14 protein-coding genes and 1 tRNA gene are annotated in these 17,084 nt (G+C 67.6%); 3 read left to right on the forward strand and 12 right to left on the reverse strand.

Going from position 1 to position 17,084, the window contains the following annotated elements; translation table 11 throughout:
- Positions 1-9: 9 nt before the first annotated feature.
- Both hutH and hisS read right to left on the reverse strand, forming a co-directional pair.
- Positions 10-1,896, reverse strand: coding sequence for a histidine ammonia-lyase (hutH, locus tag ACFOPO_RS12555; protein ID WP_386703551.1), 1,887 nt, complete (start codon positions 1,894-1,896; stop codon positions 10-12).
- Between the two features lie 82 nt (positions 1,897-1,978).
- Positions 1,979-3,376 (reverse strand): histidine--tRNA ligase, encoded by a 1,398-nt coding sequence (gene hisS / locus ACFOPO_RS12560; RefSeq protein ID WP_386703552.1) that lies wholly within the window; start codon positions 3,374-3,376, stop codon positions 1,979-1,981.
- Between the two features lie 225 nt (positions 3,377-3,601).
- On the opposite strand from hisS, the gene ACFOPO_RS12565 reads away from it, so the two are divergent.
- Positions 3,602-3,678 (forward strand) — tRNA-Pro (locus ACFOPO_RS12565).
- Between the two features lie 168 nt (positions 3,679-3,846).
- A complete protein-coding gene (locus ACFOPO_RS12570) occupies positions 3,847-4,689 on the forward strand; it encodes a D-hexose-6-phosphate mutarotase (protein WP_386703553.1) in 843 nt (280 codons plus the stop codon).
- A 2-nt stretch (positions 4,690-4,691) separates the two neighbouring features.
- On the opposite strand, the gene ACFOPO_RS12575 is transcribed toward ACFOPO_RS12570, so the two are convergent.
- The 10 genes from ACFOPO_RS12575 to ACFOPO_RS12620 form a co-directional block, all read right to left on the reverse strand.
- A complete protein-coding gene (locus ACFOPO_RS12575; protein WP_386703554.1) occupies positions 4,692-5,960 on the reverse strand; it encodes a glutamate-5-semialdehyde dehydrogenase in 1,269 nt (422 codons plus the stop codon).
- Entirely contained in the window at positions 5,957-7,156 is a 1,200-nt protein-coding gene (proB, locus tag ACFOPO_RS12580) for a glutamate 5-kinase (RefSeq protein ID WP_386703555.1), read from the reverse strand. The genes ACFOPO_RS12575 and proB overlap by 4 nt, the downstream gene beginning before the upstream one ends.
- On the reverse strand, positions 7,153-8,442 hold the full coding sequence (gene argH / locus ACFOPO_RS12585; protein ID WP_386703556.1) for an argininosuccinate lyase: 1,290 nt from the start codon (positions 8,440-8,442) through the stop codon (positions 7,153-7,155). Before argH ends, proB begins: the two co-directional genes overlap by 4 nt.
- 24 nt (positions 8,443-8,466) lie before the next feature.
- A complete protein-coding gene (gene argC / locus ACFOPO_RS12590; protein ID WP_386703557.1) occupies positions 8,467-9,426 on the reverse strand; it encodes an N-acetyl-gamma-glutamyl-phosphate reductase in 960 nt (319 codons plus the stop codon).
- Positions 9,404-10,024 (reverse strand): GNAT family N-acetyltransferase, encoded by a 621-nt coding sequence (locus ACFOPO_RS12595; RefSeq protein WP_386703558.1) that lies wholly within the window; start codon positions 10,022-10,024, stop codon positions 9,404-9,406. Before ACFOPO_RS12595 ends, argC begins: the two co-directional genes overlap by 23 nt.
- Before the next feature lies 1 nt (position 10,025).
- The gene (locus ACFOPO_RS12600) at positions 10,026-11,348 is read right to left on the reverse strand and encodes an acetylglutamate kinase (protein WP_386703873.1); all 1,323 of its coding nucleotides are present in this window, start codon (positions 11,346-11,348) and stop codon (positions 10,026-10,028) included.
- A gap of 11 nt (positions 11,349-11,359) precedes the next feature.
- Positions 11,360-12,442, reverse strand: coding sequence for an acetylornithine deacetylase (locus ACFOPO_RS12605; protein WP_386703559.1), 1,083 nt, complete (start codon positions 12,440-12,442; stop codon positions 11,360-11,362).
- A gap of 18 nt (positions 12,443-12,460) precedes the next feature.
- Entirely contained in the window at positions 12,461-13,654 is a 1,194-nt protein-coding gene (locus tag ACFOPO_RS12610) for an argininosuccinate synthase (RefSeq protein ID WP_386703560.1), read from the reverse strand.
- Positions 13,655-13,726: 72 nt separating this feature from the next.
- Positions 13,727-14,746, reverse strand: a complete 1,020-nt coding sequence (locus tag ACFOPO_RS12615) for an N-acetylornithine carbamoyltransferase (RefSeq protein WP_386703561.1) — start codon at positions 14,744-14,746, stop codon at positions 13,727-13,729.
- 319 nt (positions 14,747-15,065) lie between these two features.
- A complete protein-coding gene (locus ACFOPO_RS12620; RefSeq protein WP_386703562.1) occupies positions 15,066-15,518 on the reverse strand; it encodes a hypothetical protein in 453 nt (150 codons plus the stop codon).
- A gap of 187 nt (positions 15,519-15,705) precedes the next feature.
- Here ACFOPO_RS12620 and cysS point away from each other — a divergent pair, with 187 nt between their 5' ends.
- The gene (gene cysS / locus ACFOPO_RS12625; protein ID WP_386703563.1) at positions 15,706-17,079 is read left to right on the forward strand and encodes a cysteine--tRNA ligase; all 1,374 of its coding nucleotides are present in this window, start codon (positions 15,706-15,708) and stop codon (positions 17,077-17,079) included.
- Positions 17,080-17,084: the final 5 nt, after the last annotated feature.

The following is a 17,084-nucleotide window of genomic DNA, read 5'->3' on the forward strand; positions in this document are numbered from 1 at the left end:
TGGCAGCGCCTATGCGCGCGCGGCTGCCAGGATCGTGCCTTCCTTCACCAGCCGCACGGCGGTGGCGACTTCGCCATCCATCGCGCGGTCGCGGTCAAGGAACGGGATGGCTGCGCGGATGGCCGCGTGTGCGGCGGCAACTGCGCGTCCGGGGTGGAACTCTTCGGCGTCGGCAAGCTCGACACGCAGCCCTTCGACTTCGGCCAGGAAGGCTTCGTATTCGTCGCCGTCCACCGGCGGAGCGCCCTGCACTTTCGCCGCCAGTGCACGCGCATCGGCACGGTCGGCCAGGTCGCGTGCGGCGTTGATCATGTCGCGGCGCAGGTCCAGTGCCTGCGCGGCGGTGTAGAGCTCAAGCGCGAGCACCTTGCCCAGGTCGTCGGCCATCGCCAGCACGTGGCGGGCTTCGTTGGCGCCCATCGAGACGTGGTCTTCGGCGTTGGCGCTGGTCGGGATCGAGTAGACCGAGGCCGGGTGTGCGCGGCTGGCCAGGTCGTTGACGATGGCTGCGGCGGTGTACTGCACGATCATGTGGCCGGACTCGGTGGAGTCTTCGTTGCCGATGAGGAAGCCCGGCAGGCCGTCGTTGGTGGCCGGGTCGACCAGCTTGTTGAGGCGACGTTCGGAAATGCTCGCCAGCACCGGGATGGCGGCCTTGACGTAGCTCATCGCCAGCGCCAGCGGCATGCCGTGGAAATGGCCGGCGGAAATCACCTGCTGCTCGACGAACTCGGCCTTGGCATCGGGGAACACGATCGGGTTGTCGGTCAGCGCATTGAGCTCGACCTCGAGCACGCGCGCGGCCTGGGCGACGGCATCGCGCACGGCGCCGTGCACCTGCGGGATGCAGCGCAGCGAATAGCTGTCCTGCGGCTGGTGCTTCTTGCCGCCGCGGAACGGACGGAAGCGCAGGTAGAACTTCTCGCGACCGTGGCGCTGGCTGAAAGGCACCCAGTCCCAGCCGATGTCGAAATGCAGCGCCTGCGATTCCGGCGTGTCCCAGCTGCGCGGCTGCCAGGCGCGGAACTTCGGCACCAGGTGGTACGGGATGTCGGCCAGCGTCGAGCCGCCGAGCAGGTCGCGCAGGTGCGCGGCGCTGTGGACCTGGCCCGGGTGCGGACGCAGCGCGTGCACTTCTTCGGCGAACGCGCCCAGGCGGCCGGCGAAGGCATCGATGGTCATCGCCGCGGCAAGGTCGGCGGTGTCGAGCAGGTCTTCCAGCTGCGCCAGCGCGAGCACGCCGCAGGCAAGCATCTGCGCGGTGCCATTGTTCAGCGCCAGGCCTTCCTTGTACGACAGCGTCACTGGCGCCAGGCCGGCACGCTTGAGCGCTTCGCCACCCGGGATGCGCTCGCCTTCGAAGAAGGCCTCGCCACCGCCGAGCAGCACGATCGCCAGGTGCGACAGCGGTGCGAGGTCGCCGCTGGCGCCGACCGAGCCCAGCTGCGGTACCACCGGCACGATGCCGGCGTTTAGCATCGCGGTGAGTGCCTGCAGGGTCTCGACGCGGATACCGGAGTGTCCGCGCATCAGCGTGTTGATGCGGATGCACAGCATCGCGCGGACGATTTCCGGCGCGAATGCCTCGCCGACGCAGACGGCGTGGGTGACGATGAGGTTGCGCTGCAGTTCTTCGTGCAGGGTGATGCCCGAGCGCGCGGCGCCCGGCAATTCGTCGCGCAGGTGGTGGTTGCCCAGCAGGCGGTCGGCATTGCTGCCGAAACCGGTCGACACGCCGTAGATGGGTTCCTCGCGGCGGACCTGTTCGGCCAGGAACTCGGCCGCGCGCGCCACCGCCGGCAGTTGCTCCGGCGCCAGCTGCACATGCGCGCCGTAGGCCACGTCCACCAGCTGCGCGCGGGTCAGCGAGCGGCCATCGAGTCGGATCGGTTTCATCAAGTCACCTTGCTGCTGAACTGCCATTTGCGCCGGCGCGCGCAATTGCGCGCGCCGGCGACCCCTGTCCTGAACGCTGGCGCTAGCGGCCGGCGAGCGCGCGGTACTGTTCCAGCTCCACGCGCAGCGTGCTCGCCAGTTCTTCCAGCGGCACTTCGAACTGCTCCTCGCGCAGCAGGTCCTTGACCGCGACCACGCCGCGCGCCTTCTCGTCGTCACCGGCGAGGGCAACGAAGCGGATGCCGGCGCGCGAGGCGTACTGGAACTGCTTGCCGATCTTGCGCGCTTCCATCTGCACTTCGGTGTTGATGCCGGCCGCGCGCAGGCGACGGGCGATCTCCAGCGCATCGGTCAGCGACTGGCCGTCCATCAGCGCGACCATCGCCTGCACGGTGCTTCCGGAAGCATTGCCGAGCAGACCGGCTTCGCGCAGCTGCCAGAACAGGCGTGTCAGGCCGATCGATATGCCCACGCCGGGCAGCTTCGATTTCGTGTAGTGGCTGGCGAGGTTCTCGTAGCGGCCGCCCGAGCAGATCGAGCCGATCTGCGGGTAGTCGTTGAGCGTGGTCTCGTAGACCGTGCCGGTGTAGTAGTCGAGGCCGCGCGCGATCGAGAAGTTCAGCGCGTAGGCGCCTTCCGGCACGCCCAGGGCGCGCACGAGCTCGAGCACCTCGCGCAGTTCGGCGACGCCTTCGCGCAGCGCGTCGTTGCCTTCGCCCAGTGCGTCGAGCTTGGCCAGCGCGTCGGCGTGCGAAGTCGAGCGCACCTTGACGAACTCGAGGATGTGCGCGACCGCATCGGCGGACAGGCCGAAGCCTTCGCCGGCCAGGGTCTCGCGGACGTGGTCCTCGCCGCGCTTGTCGAGCTTGTCGACCTCGCGCAGCACCAGGGCCTGCAGTTCGCCGTCGGCGATGCCCTGGGCCTCGAAGAAGCCGCGCATCAGCTTGCGGTTGTTGAGCTGGATGGTGAAGGCGCCGATGTCGAGCTCGGAGAACACGGCGTGGATCACCGCCGGCAACTCGGCATCGAAACGCACGCTGAGCGCGTCCTTGCCGATCACGTCGATGTCGCACTGGTAGAACTCGCGGAAGCGACCGCGCTGGGCACGCTCGCCGCGATAGACGCGCTGCATCTGGTAGCGGCGGAACGGGAACGCCAGCTCGTGTTCGTGCTCGGCGACGTAGCGCGCCAGCGGCACGGTCAGGTCGAAGCGCAGCGCCAGCTCGGGCATGCCCTCGCCGGTCGCACCCTCGGACGCCTTGCCGAGCGCGCCGGTGGACTGGACGAAGTACACCTGCCGTTCGGTTTCGCCGCCGGACTTGGTCAGCAGCACTTCCGACAGTTCCATGACCGGCGTTTCCACCGGCAGGAAGCCGAAGCGTTCGAAATTGCGGCGGATCGTGTCCAGCATGCGCTGGAAGGCGATCTGGTCAGGGGGCAGCAGCTCCATGACCCCGGGCGGGGTGCGCGGCTTGATCAAGCAAGGCTCCAGTGACGACAGGCCGCGAACGCGGCCCGATACCGTACAGGCTTGGCGGGCACGCGGTGGATTCGCGGTAGAGAGGGGGAAATCGGGTGACAGTTTAGCGGTTGCGGCCGCCCTTCCCCCAACGGCCGCCCCCGGATTGCCATCGAATTGAAGGAATTTGCATCCAACCCCTTGCCTCGACCCCGCCCGACTGACTAGAATTTGCGGCTCAGCAGTCGGGGTGTAGCTCAGCCTGGTAGAGCGCTACGTTCGGGACGTAGAAGTCGCAGGTTCAAATCCTGTCTCCCCGACCAACTCCGCATGATCATGTGTGCATCATGATGTGGAGCCACGCTGAAAGACTAACGCCGGCCCTGCCGGCGTTTTTCGTTTGCGGCGCCGATGGCAGGCGAATCAGACGTATTGCGGCCGTCGACGCTGCGCCGCGATGATGTCGGGTCGCTGTTTACGCTCATGGCCCGATGGATCTCACCTGCACACCTTTCCAGCGCGATGGCAGCGCCTGCCTGCGCCTGAACGCTGCTGACGGCGCGATCGCCGAGATCAGCCTGCATGGCGCCCATGTGCTGTCCTGGCAGTCTTCGCCAGGCCGCGAGCGCCTGTACATGAGCCCGCGCGCCAGTTATGCCGCCGGAGCGGCCATCCGCGGCGGAATTCCGGTGATCTTTCCGCAGTTCGGCGGTCGCGGCACGATGCTCAAGCATGGCTTCGCGCGATTGCTCGAATGGCGCTACGTCGGAATCGAGCCCGACGCTGGATCGCCGGCAGCCGTGCTGAAGCTCGTCGACGATGCGCACACCCGCCAACTATGGCCAGCGCGGTTCCGCGCGCGCCTGCACGTGTCGCTGGCGCACGCCGCGCTGACGGTGCGGCTCTCGGTCCGCAACCAGGACGATGCGCCCTTCAGCTTCACCGCGGCGCTGCACACCTACCTGCGCGTGGACGACCTGGACGCAACGGCGCTGCGGGGCCTGGAAGCGGCCGGCTTCGAAGATTCGCGCGATGGCAGCGCCAGCCCGGCCGAAGGCGAACCCGTGCGCTTCCGCGCCGAGGTCGACCGGCTCTATCCCGATTGCGCGCACGACCTGCTGCTGGCCGGAGGCGGTGAAGCGGTGCGCATCGGCGCCGAAGGCTTCCGCGACACGGTGGTGTGGAATCCCGGCGAGGCGCTGGCCGCATCGATGGCCGATCTGGGCCCCGGTGAGCACCGGCACTTCGTCTGCGTCGAGTCAGGCACGATCGCCGTGCCGGTGACGCTGGCGCCGGGTGAGGAATGGAGCGGGGCGCAGCGCCTTCGGGTCTAGCGTCAGCGTTGCCGCGACGCCTCGTGTCGCACCTGCCCTTCCCCGCGCACGACGAAGCGCTCGATGGTCAGCGATTCCGCGCCCATCGGCCCATAAGCGTGCAGGCGCGTAGTCGAGATGCCGATCTCGGCACCCAGCCCGAGCTGGCCGCCGTCGTTGAAGCGCGATGAGGCGTTGACCATCACCGCCGAACTGCGCGTGCCACGCACGAATGCCTCGGCCGCCACGGCATCCTCGGTGGCGATGACTTCGGTGTGGTCCGAGCCGTAACGGACGATGTGCGCCAGCGCGTCCTCGATGCCCTCGACCACTCGCACCGCCAGGATCAGGTCCAGGTACTCGGCGGCGTAGTCCGCTTCCTCAGCCTGCCCCACCTGGTCGGAGAATGCGCGCGTGCGTTCGCAGCCGCGCACTTCGACCTGGCGCGCCGCCAGCCGCTCCAGCGCCGCGGGCAGGAACGCGTCGGCGATGTCGCGATGGACCAGCAGCGTCTCCAGCGCATTGCACACGCCGGGACGCGAGGCCTTGCCGTCGACCAGCAGGTCGAGTGCCTTGCCGACATCGGCAGCGCGATCTACGTAGAGATGGCACACGCCCTTGTAGTGCTTGATGACCGGCACGCGCGCGTGCTCGGCGACGAAACGGATCAGGCTCTCGCCGCCGCGCGGGATCGCAAGGTCGATCAGGTCCGACAGCTGCAGCAGTTCCATCACATGCTCGCGCGCGGGATCGGCGACCAGCGACACGGCCGCTTCCGGCAGGCCTTCCTCGCGCAATGCCTGGTGCAGGCAGGCGGCGATGGCGGCGTTGCTGGCGCGTGCCTCCGAACCACCGCGCAGCAGCACCGCGTTGCCGGCCTTCAGGCACAGCGCAGCGGCATCGGCGGTCACGTTGGGGCGGGCTTCGTAGATCATCGCGATCAGCCCCAGCGGCACGCGCTGGCGCTCTATCACTATCCCGTTGGGACGCACCTCGCGGCGCGTCACCTGCCCCAGCGGATCGGCTTGCGCGGCCACTTCGCGCACGCCGGCGGCCATGGCCGCGATGCGCGCCTCGTCCAGCTTCAACCTGTCGAGCAGCGCTTCGCCGAGACCGGCAGCGCGGCCGCGCTCCATGTCTTCGGCGTTGGCTGCCAAAACGTCCGCGGCGTGATGTTCCAGGAGTCGCGCCATGCGTTCGATCAGACGTTGGCGTCTGTCGCCATCCAACGTGGCCAGCACCAGCGAGGCTTCGCGCGCACGCTCGGCGAGGTTGCGTACGTAACCGCTCATGCCTTGACTCCTGGACACTCGTCGTCGTGGGCGTTGACCAGCAGCACCAGATCGTCGCGATGGATCACCGACTCGCCATAGCGGAAACCGAGCACCGACTCGATGTCGTTGCTGTGCCGGCGCGCGATACGACCGATCTCCATCGCGCTGTACTGCGCCAGGCCTCGTGCGAAGGGCTCGGCGCCCGGCGTGGTCGACGCCACTTCGATCACGTCGCCGCGGCGGAAGTCGCCCTCGACAGCGGCCACGCCACCGGGCAGCAGCGAGGCGCCCTGGCGGTGCAGCGCCGCGACCGCGCCGTCGTCGACCAGCAGTCGGCCTGAGGAAGGCGCATGCCGCAGCCATTGCTTGCGGGCGCGCAGGCGATCGCCCTGTGCGAGCACCAGCGTGCCGTGCAGCTGTCCCTCGCCCAGCGCCTGCACGACCGCATCGTCGCGACCGCAGAACAGCGCCGTCGGGATACCTGCCGCAGTGGCCTTCGCCGCTGCCTCCAGCTTGGTGCGCATACCACCGGTACCAAGCTTGCCGGCGCCCCCGCTGGCAGCCAGCAGCAGTTCGGGCGTGATCCGTTCGACGCGGGTGATTGCCTGCGCCGTCGGGTCGCGCTGCGGGTGCGCGCTGTAGAGCCCGCCGATGTCGGTGGCAATCAGCAGCAGATCGGCATCGACCAGTGAGGCCACGGCGGCGGCAAGGTTGTCGTTGTCGCCGAGCTTGAGTTCGTCGACGGCGACGGCATCGTTCTCGTTGATGATCGGCAGCGCGCCAAGCTTCAGCAGCTCGCGCAGCGTGGCGCGGGCATTGAGGTAACGACGACGGTTGCGCAGGTCGTCGTGGGTCAGCAGGACCTGGGCGACGGGACGGTCCGACAACTGCTGCCAGAAGCCCATCAGCGAGGCCTGGCCGAGCGAGGCCAGGGCCTGCCGCAACACCAGGCTGTCACCGCCGGTATCGATGCGCCCACGACCGGCGGCCACGGCACCGGAGGACACCAGCACCACCTCGCGCTGCTGCGCGCGGGCCTGCGCGATGAATCGCGCCAGGCCTGCCGCGTGGCGCGAATCCAGCCCGTCAGGCTGATCGGCAAAGCCTGCCAGCAGGCTGCTGCCGACCTTGAGTACGGCACGCTGCCAGCGTGGCAGCGGTTGTGCCTGGAAGTCCCGGACTGCGGTGTCGGCGGTACTTCCAGGCGCGCTCATCGCAGTGCGTCCAGTCGGCTTCGCAGCTCGCCCAGGCGCAGCTGCGCGCCAGCGCCGGGTGACACCCGCGCCGCCAGGCTTGCCTCGGGATCGCCCTGCTCCCAGCGTGCGGGATCGGCGGCCTGCTTGTAGGCCTCGCGGAACGGCAGGCCCTGTCGCGCCAGATCGACCGCCAGGTCCGTGGCGTACATCGAAGGATCGAGCGCCTCGCGCATGCGCTCGGTCTTCCACTCGAGATTGCGCAGCAGGTCCGGCAGCAGTTCCAGTGCGCCCAGGCCGCGGCCAAAGGCGTGGAAGATCGCACCCTTGGAGAACTGCAGGTCGCGGTGATAGCCAGACGGCAGCGACAACAGTTGTTCGATCTCGGTACGCGCGGCGGCAGCGGCCGAATAGCTCGCGCGCATCAGCTCGATGACGTCTGGATTGCGCTTGTTCGGCATGATCGAACTGCCTGTGGTGTACTGCGACGGCAGCGCGACGAAACCGAACTCGGCGCTGGTGAACAGGCTGAGGTCCCAGGCCAGGCGGCGCAGGTCGAGCAGCGCCGAGGACAGCGCTTCGATCGCGGCCATCTCGAACTTGCCGCGCGAGATCTGCGCGTAGGTCGCCGCCACCTGCATGCGGCCGAAGCCGAGCGCGGTGGTGGTGTGGTCGCGCGCCAGCGGCAGGTTGACGCCGTAGCCGGCGGCGCTGCCGAGCGGATTGGCATCCACCCACTGCAAGGTCTGCACGGCGCGCTGCGCGTTGTCGATGAAGCCTTCCGCCCAGGCCGCCCACCACATGCCCAGCGACGACACCATGGCGCGTTGCAGGTGGGTATAGCCGGGCAGCGGCACGCCCTGTTCCGCCTCGGCACGCGCCAGCGCGACTTCGGCGCTTTCGCGACAGGTGGCTGCGACGCGCGCCAGGCGGTCCTTCAACCACAGGCGCGTGGCGACCAGGATCTGGTCGTTGCGGCTGCGGCCGGTGTGAATCTTCTTGCCGGCATCGCCCAGGCGTTCGACCAGGCGTGATTCGATTGCCGAATGGCAGTCCTCGAAGCGCTCGTCGAGGATGAAGTGGCCGGCACGGAAATCCTCGGCCAGTGCTTCCAGCTCGCGCTTGAGGCCGGCCAGTTCGTCCGCATCGAGGATGCCGATCTGCTGCAGGCCTTCGGCGTGCGCGCGACTGGCTTCAATGTCGAACAGGAAGAACTCGCGGTCCAGGATCACGTCCTCGCCGGCGAGGAACTGCTGGATGCGCGCGTCGACCTTGACGCCGGGTTTTTGCCACAACAGATCGGACATCGTCTGGATCCTTGATACGTGAAGTCAGCGCGGGATGCCGGTCATCTCGTCCAGGCCAAAGGCCAGGTTGAGATTCTGCAATGCCTGCGTCGCTGCGCCCTTGAGCAGGTTGTCCTCGGTGGCGACCACCACCAGGCGCTTGCCATCGGGGGTCAGTGTGAAGCCACCCAGATCGACATGATGGCGACCGGCGATCGCACTGACCCACGGGGCTTCGTCACCGACCTCGACCAGCGGCTCGCCGGCATAGCGGTCAACATACCGCGACACGACTTCATCGCGCGCGAAGGCCCTGGACAGCGGCAGGTTGGCGGTAATGGTCAAGCCGCGGAAATGCGGCGCCACGTGCGGCAGGAACTGCACCTCGTGGCCGAGCTGGCGGGTGACTTCGCGCTCGTGCACGTGGTTGGTCAGTGCATACGGCATCAGGTTGTCGCGCAGTTTGTCGGGGTCGTTCTTGTCCGAAGGCGAGGTACCAGCGCCGGAATAGCCGGAGACGCCGAAGCACTGCACCGGACCCGCCAGCGCGTCGAGCATCGGTGCAACCGCAAGCTGCATCGCCGTCGCATAGCAACCGGGATTGCTGATGCGACGCTGGCCGTTGTACTGCGCGCGGGTCAGCTCCGGCAGGCCGTAGTACCAGTTGTCGTCGAAGCGGTAGTCGGCCGACAGGTCGACGATGACGGGGTCGGCGCCCTCTGCATCGAAGGCGGCGACGCAGGCGGCGGCCTTGCCGTTCGGCAGCGCCAGCACGACGGCATCGGCGCCAAGCGCCGGCAGTTCCTCGTGCGAAGGCGAGTTGTAGCGAAGCTCGCCCTGGTACTCGGCAATGTGGTCGGCGACGCGCTGCCCGACCAGCTCGCGCGAAGACACGAACGCGAGCTCGAACTCCGGATGCGCGGCGATCAGGCGGATGAGTTCGGCGCCGACGTAACCGCGCGCGCCGACGATGCCAACGGACTTAGTCACGTCCGGATGCTCCATGGTTCTGCAACTTGTGAAGAAGGTTGCGCTTCACCGCCGGCCACTCCGATTCGATGATCGAGAAGGCCACGGTGTCGCGCACGCTGCCGTCGGCATGGCGCCGGTGGCTGCGCAGGATGCCGTCCTGCTTGGCGCCGAGGCGGGCGATGGCGTTGCGCGAGGCGAGGTTGAACCAGCTGGTCTCGAAGCCGACGCAGATGCTGCCCATGGCCTCGAAGGCGTGGCCCAGCAAGAGCAGCTTGGCCTCGGTGTTGAGGCCGGTGCGCTGCACCTTCGGGGCGTACCAGGTGTAGCCGATCTGCACGCGCGGCACGGATGCGTCGAGGTCGTAATAGCGGGTGCTGCCGACGATATCGCCGGCGGCATCACGCACCGCGAACGGCATCACCTTGCCCTGCTCCTGCAGGTCCAGCGCGGCCGACACATAGCTCTCGACCTGATCCGGCGCCGGCACGTTGGTGTACCACAGGCGTGACAGCTCACCACCGCCAAGCGCCGCGCGCAGGTCGTCGCAGTGCGCCCTCTGCAGCGGCTCCAGCGTGACGTGCTGGCCGCGCAGGGTCGGCGTCACGTTCCAATGGTCTTCAGACGCTGTCATGTCAGTCCTTCAGCGTCGCCGTCCGCCCCGAGCAGTGCTCGACGCAGCGTTCGATTTCGTCGAACCCGTCCATGCCGTACCAGAACACCTTCCACTTCTCCTGCTTGATGCAGCCGTCGGACTCGGCGTAGTAGAACGGGTTGACCGGATTGCCGTGGCGCGACCGCCAGAACAGGCGCGGATTCTGCTCGCGCATGACGTGCCACACCGCGCGGCCGAGGCCTTCGCCCTGCGCCTCATCGAGCACGGCGAACTTGTCGAGGTAGATGCCGGCATCTTCCTGGGTGAGGATCACCGCCGCGCGATAGTTCTCGCTGACGTAGGCGCGATGCAGCGTGGTGCGCTCGAAGTAGTCCGGCATCAGGCGGCGGCCGAATGCGGACTCGATCAGCCCGCGCAGGCGTTCCAGGTCGAGCTCGTCCCAACGGTTGACCTGCAGCACGCGCTCGCCGCGGCGCACCAGCGTGCCCGAACCCTTGTGGGTGAACAGTTCCTTGGCCAGCTCGGCCGGCTTGGTGATCGAGACCGACGAGGTCAGCGGCAGCTTGTCGAGCAGGTCCTTGATCTGTTCGATCTTCACGCGCATGCCACCGTTGATCCACGGCTGCGACATCAAGTGCTCGTACTCGGTCGACAGGTTGATCGAGTCGATGACCTTGCCGCCGTCATCGAGCAGGCCGCCGGTGCCGGTCAGGAACACGATCTTGTACGGCTGCAGCTTCTGCACCAGCTCGTTGGCGGCAAAGTCGGCGTTGACGTTGAGGATCTGGCCACCGGCGGTCTCGCCGAGGCTGGCGATCACCGGGATTGAACCGGCACGCAGGCTGGCCTCGATCGGCGCCAGGTTGACGCGCTTGACCTCGCCGACCAGGCCGTAGGTGTCGCGGTCCAGGTACTCGGACTCGAACACGCCCGACACAATCGAGGTCGCCCGCGCGTCGAACGCCTGCAGCGCCTCGACCAGCTTGAGGTTCTGCGACTGGAACACGCGGCGCACGATCGCCAGTGCTTCCGGCGAGGTCACGCGCAGGCCGTTGACGGTCTGCTTGGTGATGCCGGCCGCGGCCATCTCGTCATCGAGCTGCGGGCCGGCGCCGTGGATCACGATCGGCGTCAGGCCGACGTCCTGCAGGAAGGCGAGCGAGGACGTCAGCGCCTCCAGGTCGTCGCGCAGCACGGCGCCGCCGACCTTGACCACGGCGAAGCGCTTGGCATCGAGCTGGGAGAAACGCTTGAGGTACTGCGAGATCTCCTTCGCGCTGGCCATGCTCGAAAGCAGGCGCACGATGGTCTGGCGCGTCTGGATGTCGCGGGTGTCGTTCATTGCGATGACGTTCAATTCAGTATCCGGATGATCGAATCGGTGTAGCGCTGCAGTTGCTCCAGCGCCACCCATTCGTCGGCGGTGTGGGCCTGGGCGATGTCGCCCGGGCCATAGACAATCGCGGTCATGCCCGCGGCGGAGAACAGCGAGGCCTCGGTCCAGAAGTCGACCGCGTTGCCGATCGGCAGCTGCAGTGCGTCGGCGAGGTCTCGTGCTTCCAGGCGGCGCTGCTCGGCATCGGCGACGTCTCCCGAAGGCAACGACGGACCGCGGAAGGTCTCCTCATAGCGTTCGATCGCACCAGGTTCGACCAGCGTGCCGAAACGCTCGTGCAGCCCGTCGATCGACATCGACGGCAGCGGACGGAAGCCGAATCGCAGCTCCGCGCTCGGCGCGATCATGTTGGCCTTGATCCCGCCTTCGACGCGGCCGATGTTGAAGCGCAGGCCGGTGAGGCCGCCGAAGCGCTGGTGCGCCTCACTCTCCACGTAATCGAGTGCGTGCCCGCCCCAGCGGATGGCCTGGTGCAGCGCGCTGGCCTGCAGCGCATTGGCACCGGAGGCATGCCCGGCAACGCCGCGGAAGCGCAACAGCACCGAGCTGATGCCGCGATGCGCCAGCACGGCCTCGCACTGCGTCGGCTCGGCCACGACCACCTCGTTGAAGCCGTGCATGCCGCCCAGGAAGGCGGCAATGCAGCGCGCGTCGTTGGCCTCTTCGTCGGTCGAGAACAGGAATGCGGCATCGCCCTGCGTCACCGACGCAGCGGTGACGAGCCCGGCTGCCGCACCCTTGATGTCGCAGGCGCCCAGTCCGATCGCACGGTCGGCGGTGACGCGCAGCTTGTGCGGGTCGGCGCTCCACGCTTCCGACGACGGCACCGTGTCCAGGTGCACGTTGAACAGGCGCGTGGGGTTGCCGCGCACGGCCAGCATCGACACCGCGCCGTCGCCGTGGTCGGTGACTTCGATGCGGAAGCCGGTCAGCTGCGAACGGAGGTAATCGAAGATGCCGCCGGTGCCGATGTCCCGCGGTGGATTGCGGGTGTCGTACGACACCAGGGCTTCGAGGTGCTTGAGGGTTTTAGCGAGCATGGCCTGTTCTTGGTGCAATTACTTGCGGTTGATCTCGGCCCACAGCGTGCTGCTCATGCCGAACAGCTTGATGAAGCCTTCGGCCTCGGCCACGCCCCAGTCCGCCGCCTGCGCATAGGTCGCTCCCTTGGCATTGAGGATGTGCTTGGACTCGATGGCCACCGCGCTGACCAGGCCGCCCTGCGTCTCGATCACCACGTCGCCGTTGACGGTCGACTGGCTCGACTGCAGGAATGCCTCCAGGTCGGTCTTGAGCGGATCGTGGAAGAAGCCTTCGTACACCAGCTCCACCCACTTGCGCGCCACGTCCGGCTTGAAGCGGTTCTGCTGCTTGCTCAGCACGGCTTCTTCCAGCGCACGGTGCGCGGTCAGCAGCGCGGTCAGGCCCGGTGCCTCGAAAATGATGCGGCCCTTCAGGCCGATCGTGGTGTCGCCGGTGTACAGGCCACGGCCGACGCCGTACTGCGCGAACAGGCCATTGAGCTTGGCCAGCATCTTGTGGCCGTCCATCTTCTCGCCATCGAGGGCAACCGCTTCACCGTTGACGAAGCTCACCTTCACCCGCAGCGGCTGCGTCGGCCACTCGCTGCGCGGCTTGCACCAGCCCACGGCGCCTTCACCCGGCGCCTGCCAGCGATCGATCTCGCCGCCGGACATGGTCAGGCCGAGCAGGTTCTCGTTGATCGTGTAGGCCTTCTGCTTGGCGCGCACGCCGAAGCCGCGCTCCTCCAGGTACTTCTGCTCGTAGGCGCGGACTTCGGTGTGCTCCTTCTGGATCTCGCGGATCGGCGCCACGATCTCGTAGTCGCCCAGCGCCTTCACCGCCAGGTCGAAACGCACCTGGTCGTTGCCCATGCCGGTGCAGCCGTGGGCGATCGCCTTGGTGCCCAGCTCTTCGCAGCGCTTGAGCGCGGCTTCGACGATGAGGTAACGGTCGGACACCAGCAGCGGGTACTGGCCCTGGTAGCCCTCGCCGGCCCAGACGAACGGCTTGACGAAGCCTTCCCAGATCGCCGGGCCGCCATCGACGGTGACGTGCGAGGCGACGCCCAGTTCGGCCGCGCGCTCTTCGATGAAGGCGCGCTCCTCGGCATCGACGCCGCCGGTGTCGGCGAACACGGTGTGCACGTTCCAGCCGCGCTCCTTCAGGTAAGGCACGCAGAAGCTGGTGTCGAGGCCGCCGGAGAAGGCGAGGACGATGTCTTTGCTCATTTCAGTCTCTCTTTCAATTTTGCCCCCTCTCCCGCTTGCGGGAGAGGGATGGGGTGAGGGCAATAGGTTTTCTTAGCGGCCGATCAGCGCGGCCATGATGGCCTTCTGCACGTGCAGGCGGTTCTCGGCTTCGTCGATGGCGATGCACTGCGGCGAATCCATCACTGCATCGGTGGCCTTCACGTTCCGGCGCAGCGGCAGGCAGTGGCTGAAGACGCCGTTGTTGGTCAGCGCCATCTTCGCCTCGTCGACGATGAAGTGCTTGTACTGGTCGCGGATGGGTTTTTCCGGGCCCCAGTTGCCGAAGAACGGCAGCGCGCCCCAACTTTTCGCATAGACCACGTCGGCGCCGGTGTAGGCGCTTTCGATGTCATGGCTGACGGCCAGCGAACCGCCGCTCTCGGCGACGTTCTGCGCGGCCCAGTCCATGTAGCGCTGGTCGAGGATGTAGTCCGGCGTCGGGCACAGCAGGGTGACGTCCATGCCCATGCGCGTGGCGATCGTCAGCGCGGAATTGGCCACCGCCGTGTTGAGCGGCTTGGGGTGGTAGGTCCAGGTCAGCACGTACTTCTTGCCGCGCAGGTCGGTGGTGCCGAAGTGTTCCTGCAGCGCGAGGATGTGCGCCAGCTCCTGGCACGGATGGGTGATCGTCTCCATGTTGATCACCGGCACCGGCGAGTACTTTGCGAAGCTCTTGAGGACGATGTCCTCTCGGTCGTACTGCCAGTCGACGAACTTCGGGAACGCGCGCACGCCGATCAGGTCGACGTAGCGGCCCAGCACCCTGGCCACTTCGGCGATGTGCTCCTCGGTGTCGCCGTCCATGACCGTGCCGAGGTTGAACTCGATCGGCCACGCGTCCTTGCCCGGCTGCAGCACCACGGCATGGCCGCCCAACTGGAACGCGCCCAGCTCGAAGCTGGTGCGGGTGCGCATCGACGGATTGAAGAACACCAGGGCGATCGACTTGCCCTTGAGCTGCTCGCCGGCCTTGCTGCGCTTGAACGCGGCGGCCTGCGCCAGCAGCGCGTCGAGGTCGGCGCGCGGCCAGTCCTGGGTGTTGAGGAAGTGCCTGTTGCCAAGAGCGGTCATCGCGTGCGGTTCCGGTGATCGAATGGGGAGGAAGGTGGGGTGCGGTGCGGGCCCTGGAGCAAACCCTGAAAGCAAAAAAGCCCAGCGCGTAGGCTGGGCTTTTCGTGTGTCACTTCGTCTGTTTCAAGACGCGCTAGTGACCGTTACCCAGCTGGATGGCAGGTATGCGGTCGGCGAGCACGCGAGGTCATCCCCGCCGCCATGTAGGCGGAGGTCAGGACGTCGGCGTCGGCGTAGTGGGCGTTCATTGAGGCGCGCATGCTCGCATGCACCCGCTGCGGGTGCAAGCTTTGGGGCCGCAGCGTGACCGGATCGGCGCTCAGCGGTCGCCCGCGGGCGCCACGACCGGCGTCACCGACACCCGGATGCGCAGGCGGTTGCCCGGATCCTCGGCCAGGCGCGAGCGGAACTTGGCGCCCTTGTAGGTGTAGTCGACGTCGTAGGCGATCGGGCGGCGGTACTCGCGCTCCACCGTCACCGGCTTGCACTTGCTTTCCTGCTGCTCTTTTTCTTCGCGGGTCAGCGCTTCCTTGACCGCGCCCACCACCCGCGACAGGCGCGAGTCGCCTTCGCACTTCTGCTCGATCGTGTTGGCCTTGAGCGTCTGGTAGACCGGTGTCACCCGCAGTACCTGGGCGTAGTCGAAGCGGACGTTCTCAGCCTGGATGACCGTGTTCTGCGCCCTCGCCTCCACGCCGGGCCAGGCAGCCAGCACCAGTCCGAGCAGGACAGTCCAGGTCACGGCAGCAGGAAGCGGAACTGGACGGTCCATCACACTCGCGGAGTCATAATTGTTTAGAAATTGTAAGCGCAGACCGGGGGCGAGGTCTGAACCCCGCCTTTAGACTACCGGCCGGAATGGCAAGGTGGACCGGTCCTCCGCCCGAGGCCGGGCCATCGGTAAGCGCAGGCATCCTCGATCAGCCGCTAGAATGGCCGTAACTCCGGCGGTACCCCCCATGAGCCTGCACCTTTTCAACAGCCTGACGCGACGGGTCGAGCCGTTCGTGCCCCTCGACCCCGCCCGCCCGACCATGTACGTGTGCGGGCCCACGGTCTACAACTTCGTCCATATCGGCAATGCCCGCGGCCCGGTCGTTTTCGGGGTGCTGGCCGAGCTGCTGCGCCGCCGCTTTGGCGCGCTGGCCTACGCCCGCAACATCACCGACGTCGACGACAAGATCAACAATGCCGCCCGCGAACAGGGCGTGCCGATCTCGGCGATCACCAGCCGCTTCGCCGCCGCCTACCGTGAGGACATGGCGGCGCTGGGCGTGAAGGCCCCGGACCTGGAGCCGGAAGCCACCGCCCACATCGGCCAGATCATCGCCATGATCGAGCGCCTGATGGAGGCCGGCCATGCCTACGCCGCCGAAGGCCACGCGCTGTTCTCGGTCGCCAGCTACCCCGACTACGGCAAGCTTTCGCGCCGCGATCCCGAGGAAATGCTCGCCGGCGCCCGCGTCGACGTGGCCCCCTACAAGCGCGACCCTGGCGACTTCGTGTTGTGGAAGCCGTCCACCGACGACCTCCCCGGCTGGGATTCGCCCTGGGGCCGCGGCCGCCCGGGCTGGCACATCGAGTGCTCGGCGATGGCCGCCGCCCACCTGGGCGAGACCATCGACATCCACGCCGGTGGCGTCGACCTGCAGTTCCCGCACCACGAGAACGAGATCGCCCAGAGCGAATGCGCGCACGGCGGCCGGATCTTCGCCCGCCACTGGCTGCACAACGGCATGCTCAACTTCGGCGGCGCCAAGATGGCCAAGTCGGTGGGCAACATCCAGCGCGTGCACGACCTGGTCCGCGAATACCCGCCCGAGGCGCTGCGCCTGGCGTTGCTTTCGGCCCACTACCGGCAGCCGCTGGAATGGTCGGACGCGCTGATCGAGCAGAGCGTGCGCACGCTCGACCGCCTCTACGGGACTTTGCGTGATCTGGCCGATTGCACGGTGGCCACGCCGCTGACGATTCCGGCCGGCATCGAATCCGCGCTCGACGACGACCTCAACACGCCGCAGGTGCTGGCAGAGATCGCCCGCATCGCCGGCGATGCACGCAAGGCCGAATCGGCCGACGAGCGCGCGCGCCTGAAGGGCGAGCTGCTCGGCGCCGGTCTCGCCCTGGGCCTGCTGCAGCAGGATCCGGCGCAGTGGTTCTCGCGCGGCGCCAGCAACGACGACGACGGCCGCATCCAGGCATTGATCGACGAGCGCATCGCGGCCAAGAAGGCGCGCGACTTCGCCCGCGCCGACGCCATCCGCGACCAGCTCGCCAGCGAAGGCATCCTGCTCGAGGACACGGCGCAGGGCGTGCGCTGGAAGCGGGCCTGAGGCGT

Source organism: Lysobacter sp. GCM10012299 (genome assembly GCF_042649405.1).
Taxonomy (GTDB): Bacteria; Pseudomonadota; Gammaproteobacteria; order Xanthomonadales; family Xanthomonadaceae; genus Lysobacter_J.

Bases quoted from the DNA above. Each gene is read 5' to 3' on its own strand.
- ACFOPO_RS12570 (WP_386703553.1), top strand. From the start codon at position 3,847: ATGGATCTCACCTGCACACCTTTCCAGCGCGATGGCAGCGCCTGCCTG.
- ACFOPO_RS12595 (WP_386703558.1), bottom strand. From the start codon at position 10,024: ATGACAGCGTCTGAAGACCATTGGAACGTGACGCCGACCCTGCGCGGC.
- argC (WP_386703557.1), bottom strand. From the start codon at position 9,426: ATGGAGCATCCGGACGTGACTAAGTCCGTTGGCATCGTCGGCGCGCGC.
- hutH (WP_386703551.1), bottom strand. From the start codon at position 1,896: ATGAAACCGATCCGACTCGATGGCCGCTCGCTGACCCGCGCGCAGCTG.
- ACFOPO_RS12610 (WP_386703560.1), bottom strand. From the start codon at position 13,654: ATGAGCAAAGACATCGTCCTCGCCTTCTCCGGCGGCCTCGACACCAGC.
- ACFOPO_RS12620 (WP_386703562.1), bottom strand. From the start codon at position 15,518: ATGGACCGTCCAGTTCCGCTTCCTGCTGCCGTGACCTGGACTGTCCTG.
- ACFOPO_RS12575 (WP_386703554.1), bottom strand. From the start codon at position 5,960: ATGAGCGGTTACGTACGCAACCTCGCCGAGCGTGCGCGCGAAGCCTCG.
- cysS (WP_386703563.1), top strand. From the start codon at position 15,706: ATGAGCCTGCACCTTTTCAACAGCCTGACGCGACGGGTCGAGCCGTTC.
- argH (WP_386703556.1), bottom strand. From the start codon at position 8,442: ATGTCCGATCTGTTGTGGCAAAAACCCGGCGTCAAGGTCGACGCGCGC.
- proB (WP_386703555.1), bottom strand. From the start codon at position 7,156: ATGAGCGCGCCTGGAAGTACCGCCGACACCGCAGTCCGGGACTTCCAG.
- ACFOPO_RS12615 (WP_386703561.1), bottom strand. From the start codon at position 14,746: ATGACCGCTCTTGGCAACAGGCACTTCCTCAACACCCAGGACTGGCCG.
- ACFOPO_RS12600 (WP_386703873.1), bottom strand. From the start codon at position 11,348: ATGAACGACACCCGCGACATCCAGACGCGCCAGACCATCGTGCGCCTG.
- ACFOPO_RS12605 (WP_386703559.1), bottom strand. From the start codon at position 12,442: ATGCTCGCTAAAACCCTCAAGCACCTCGAAGCCCTGGTGTCGTACGAC.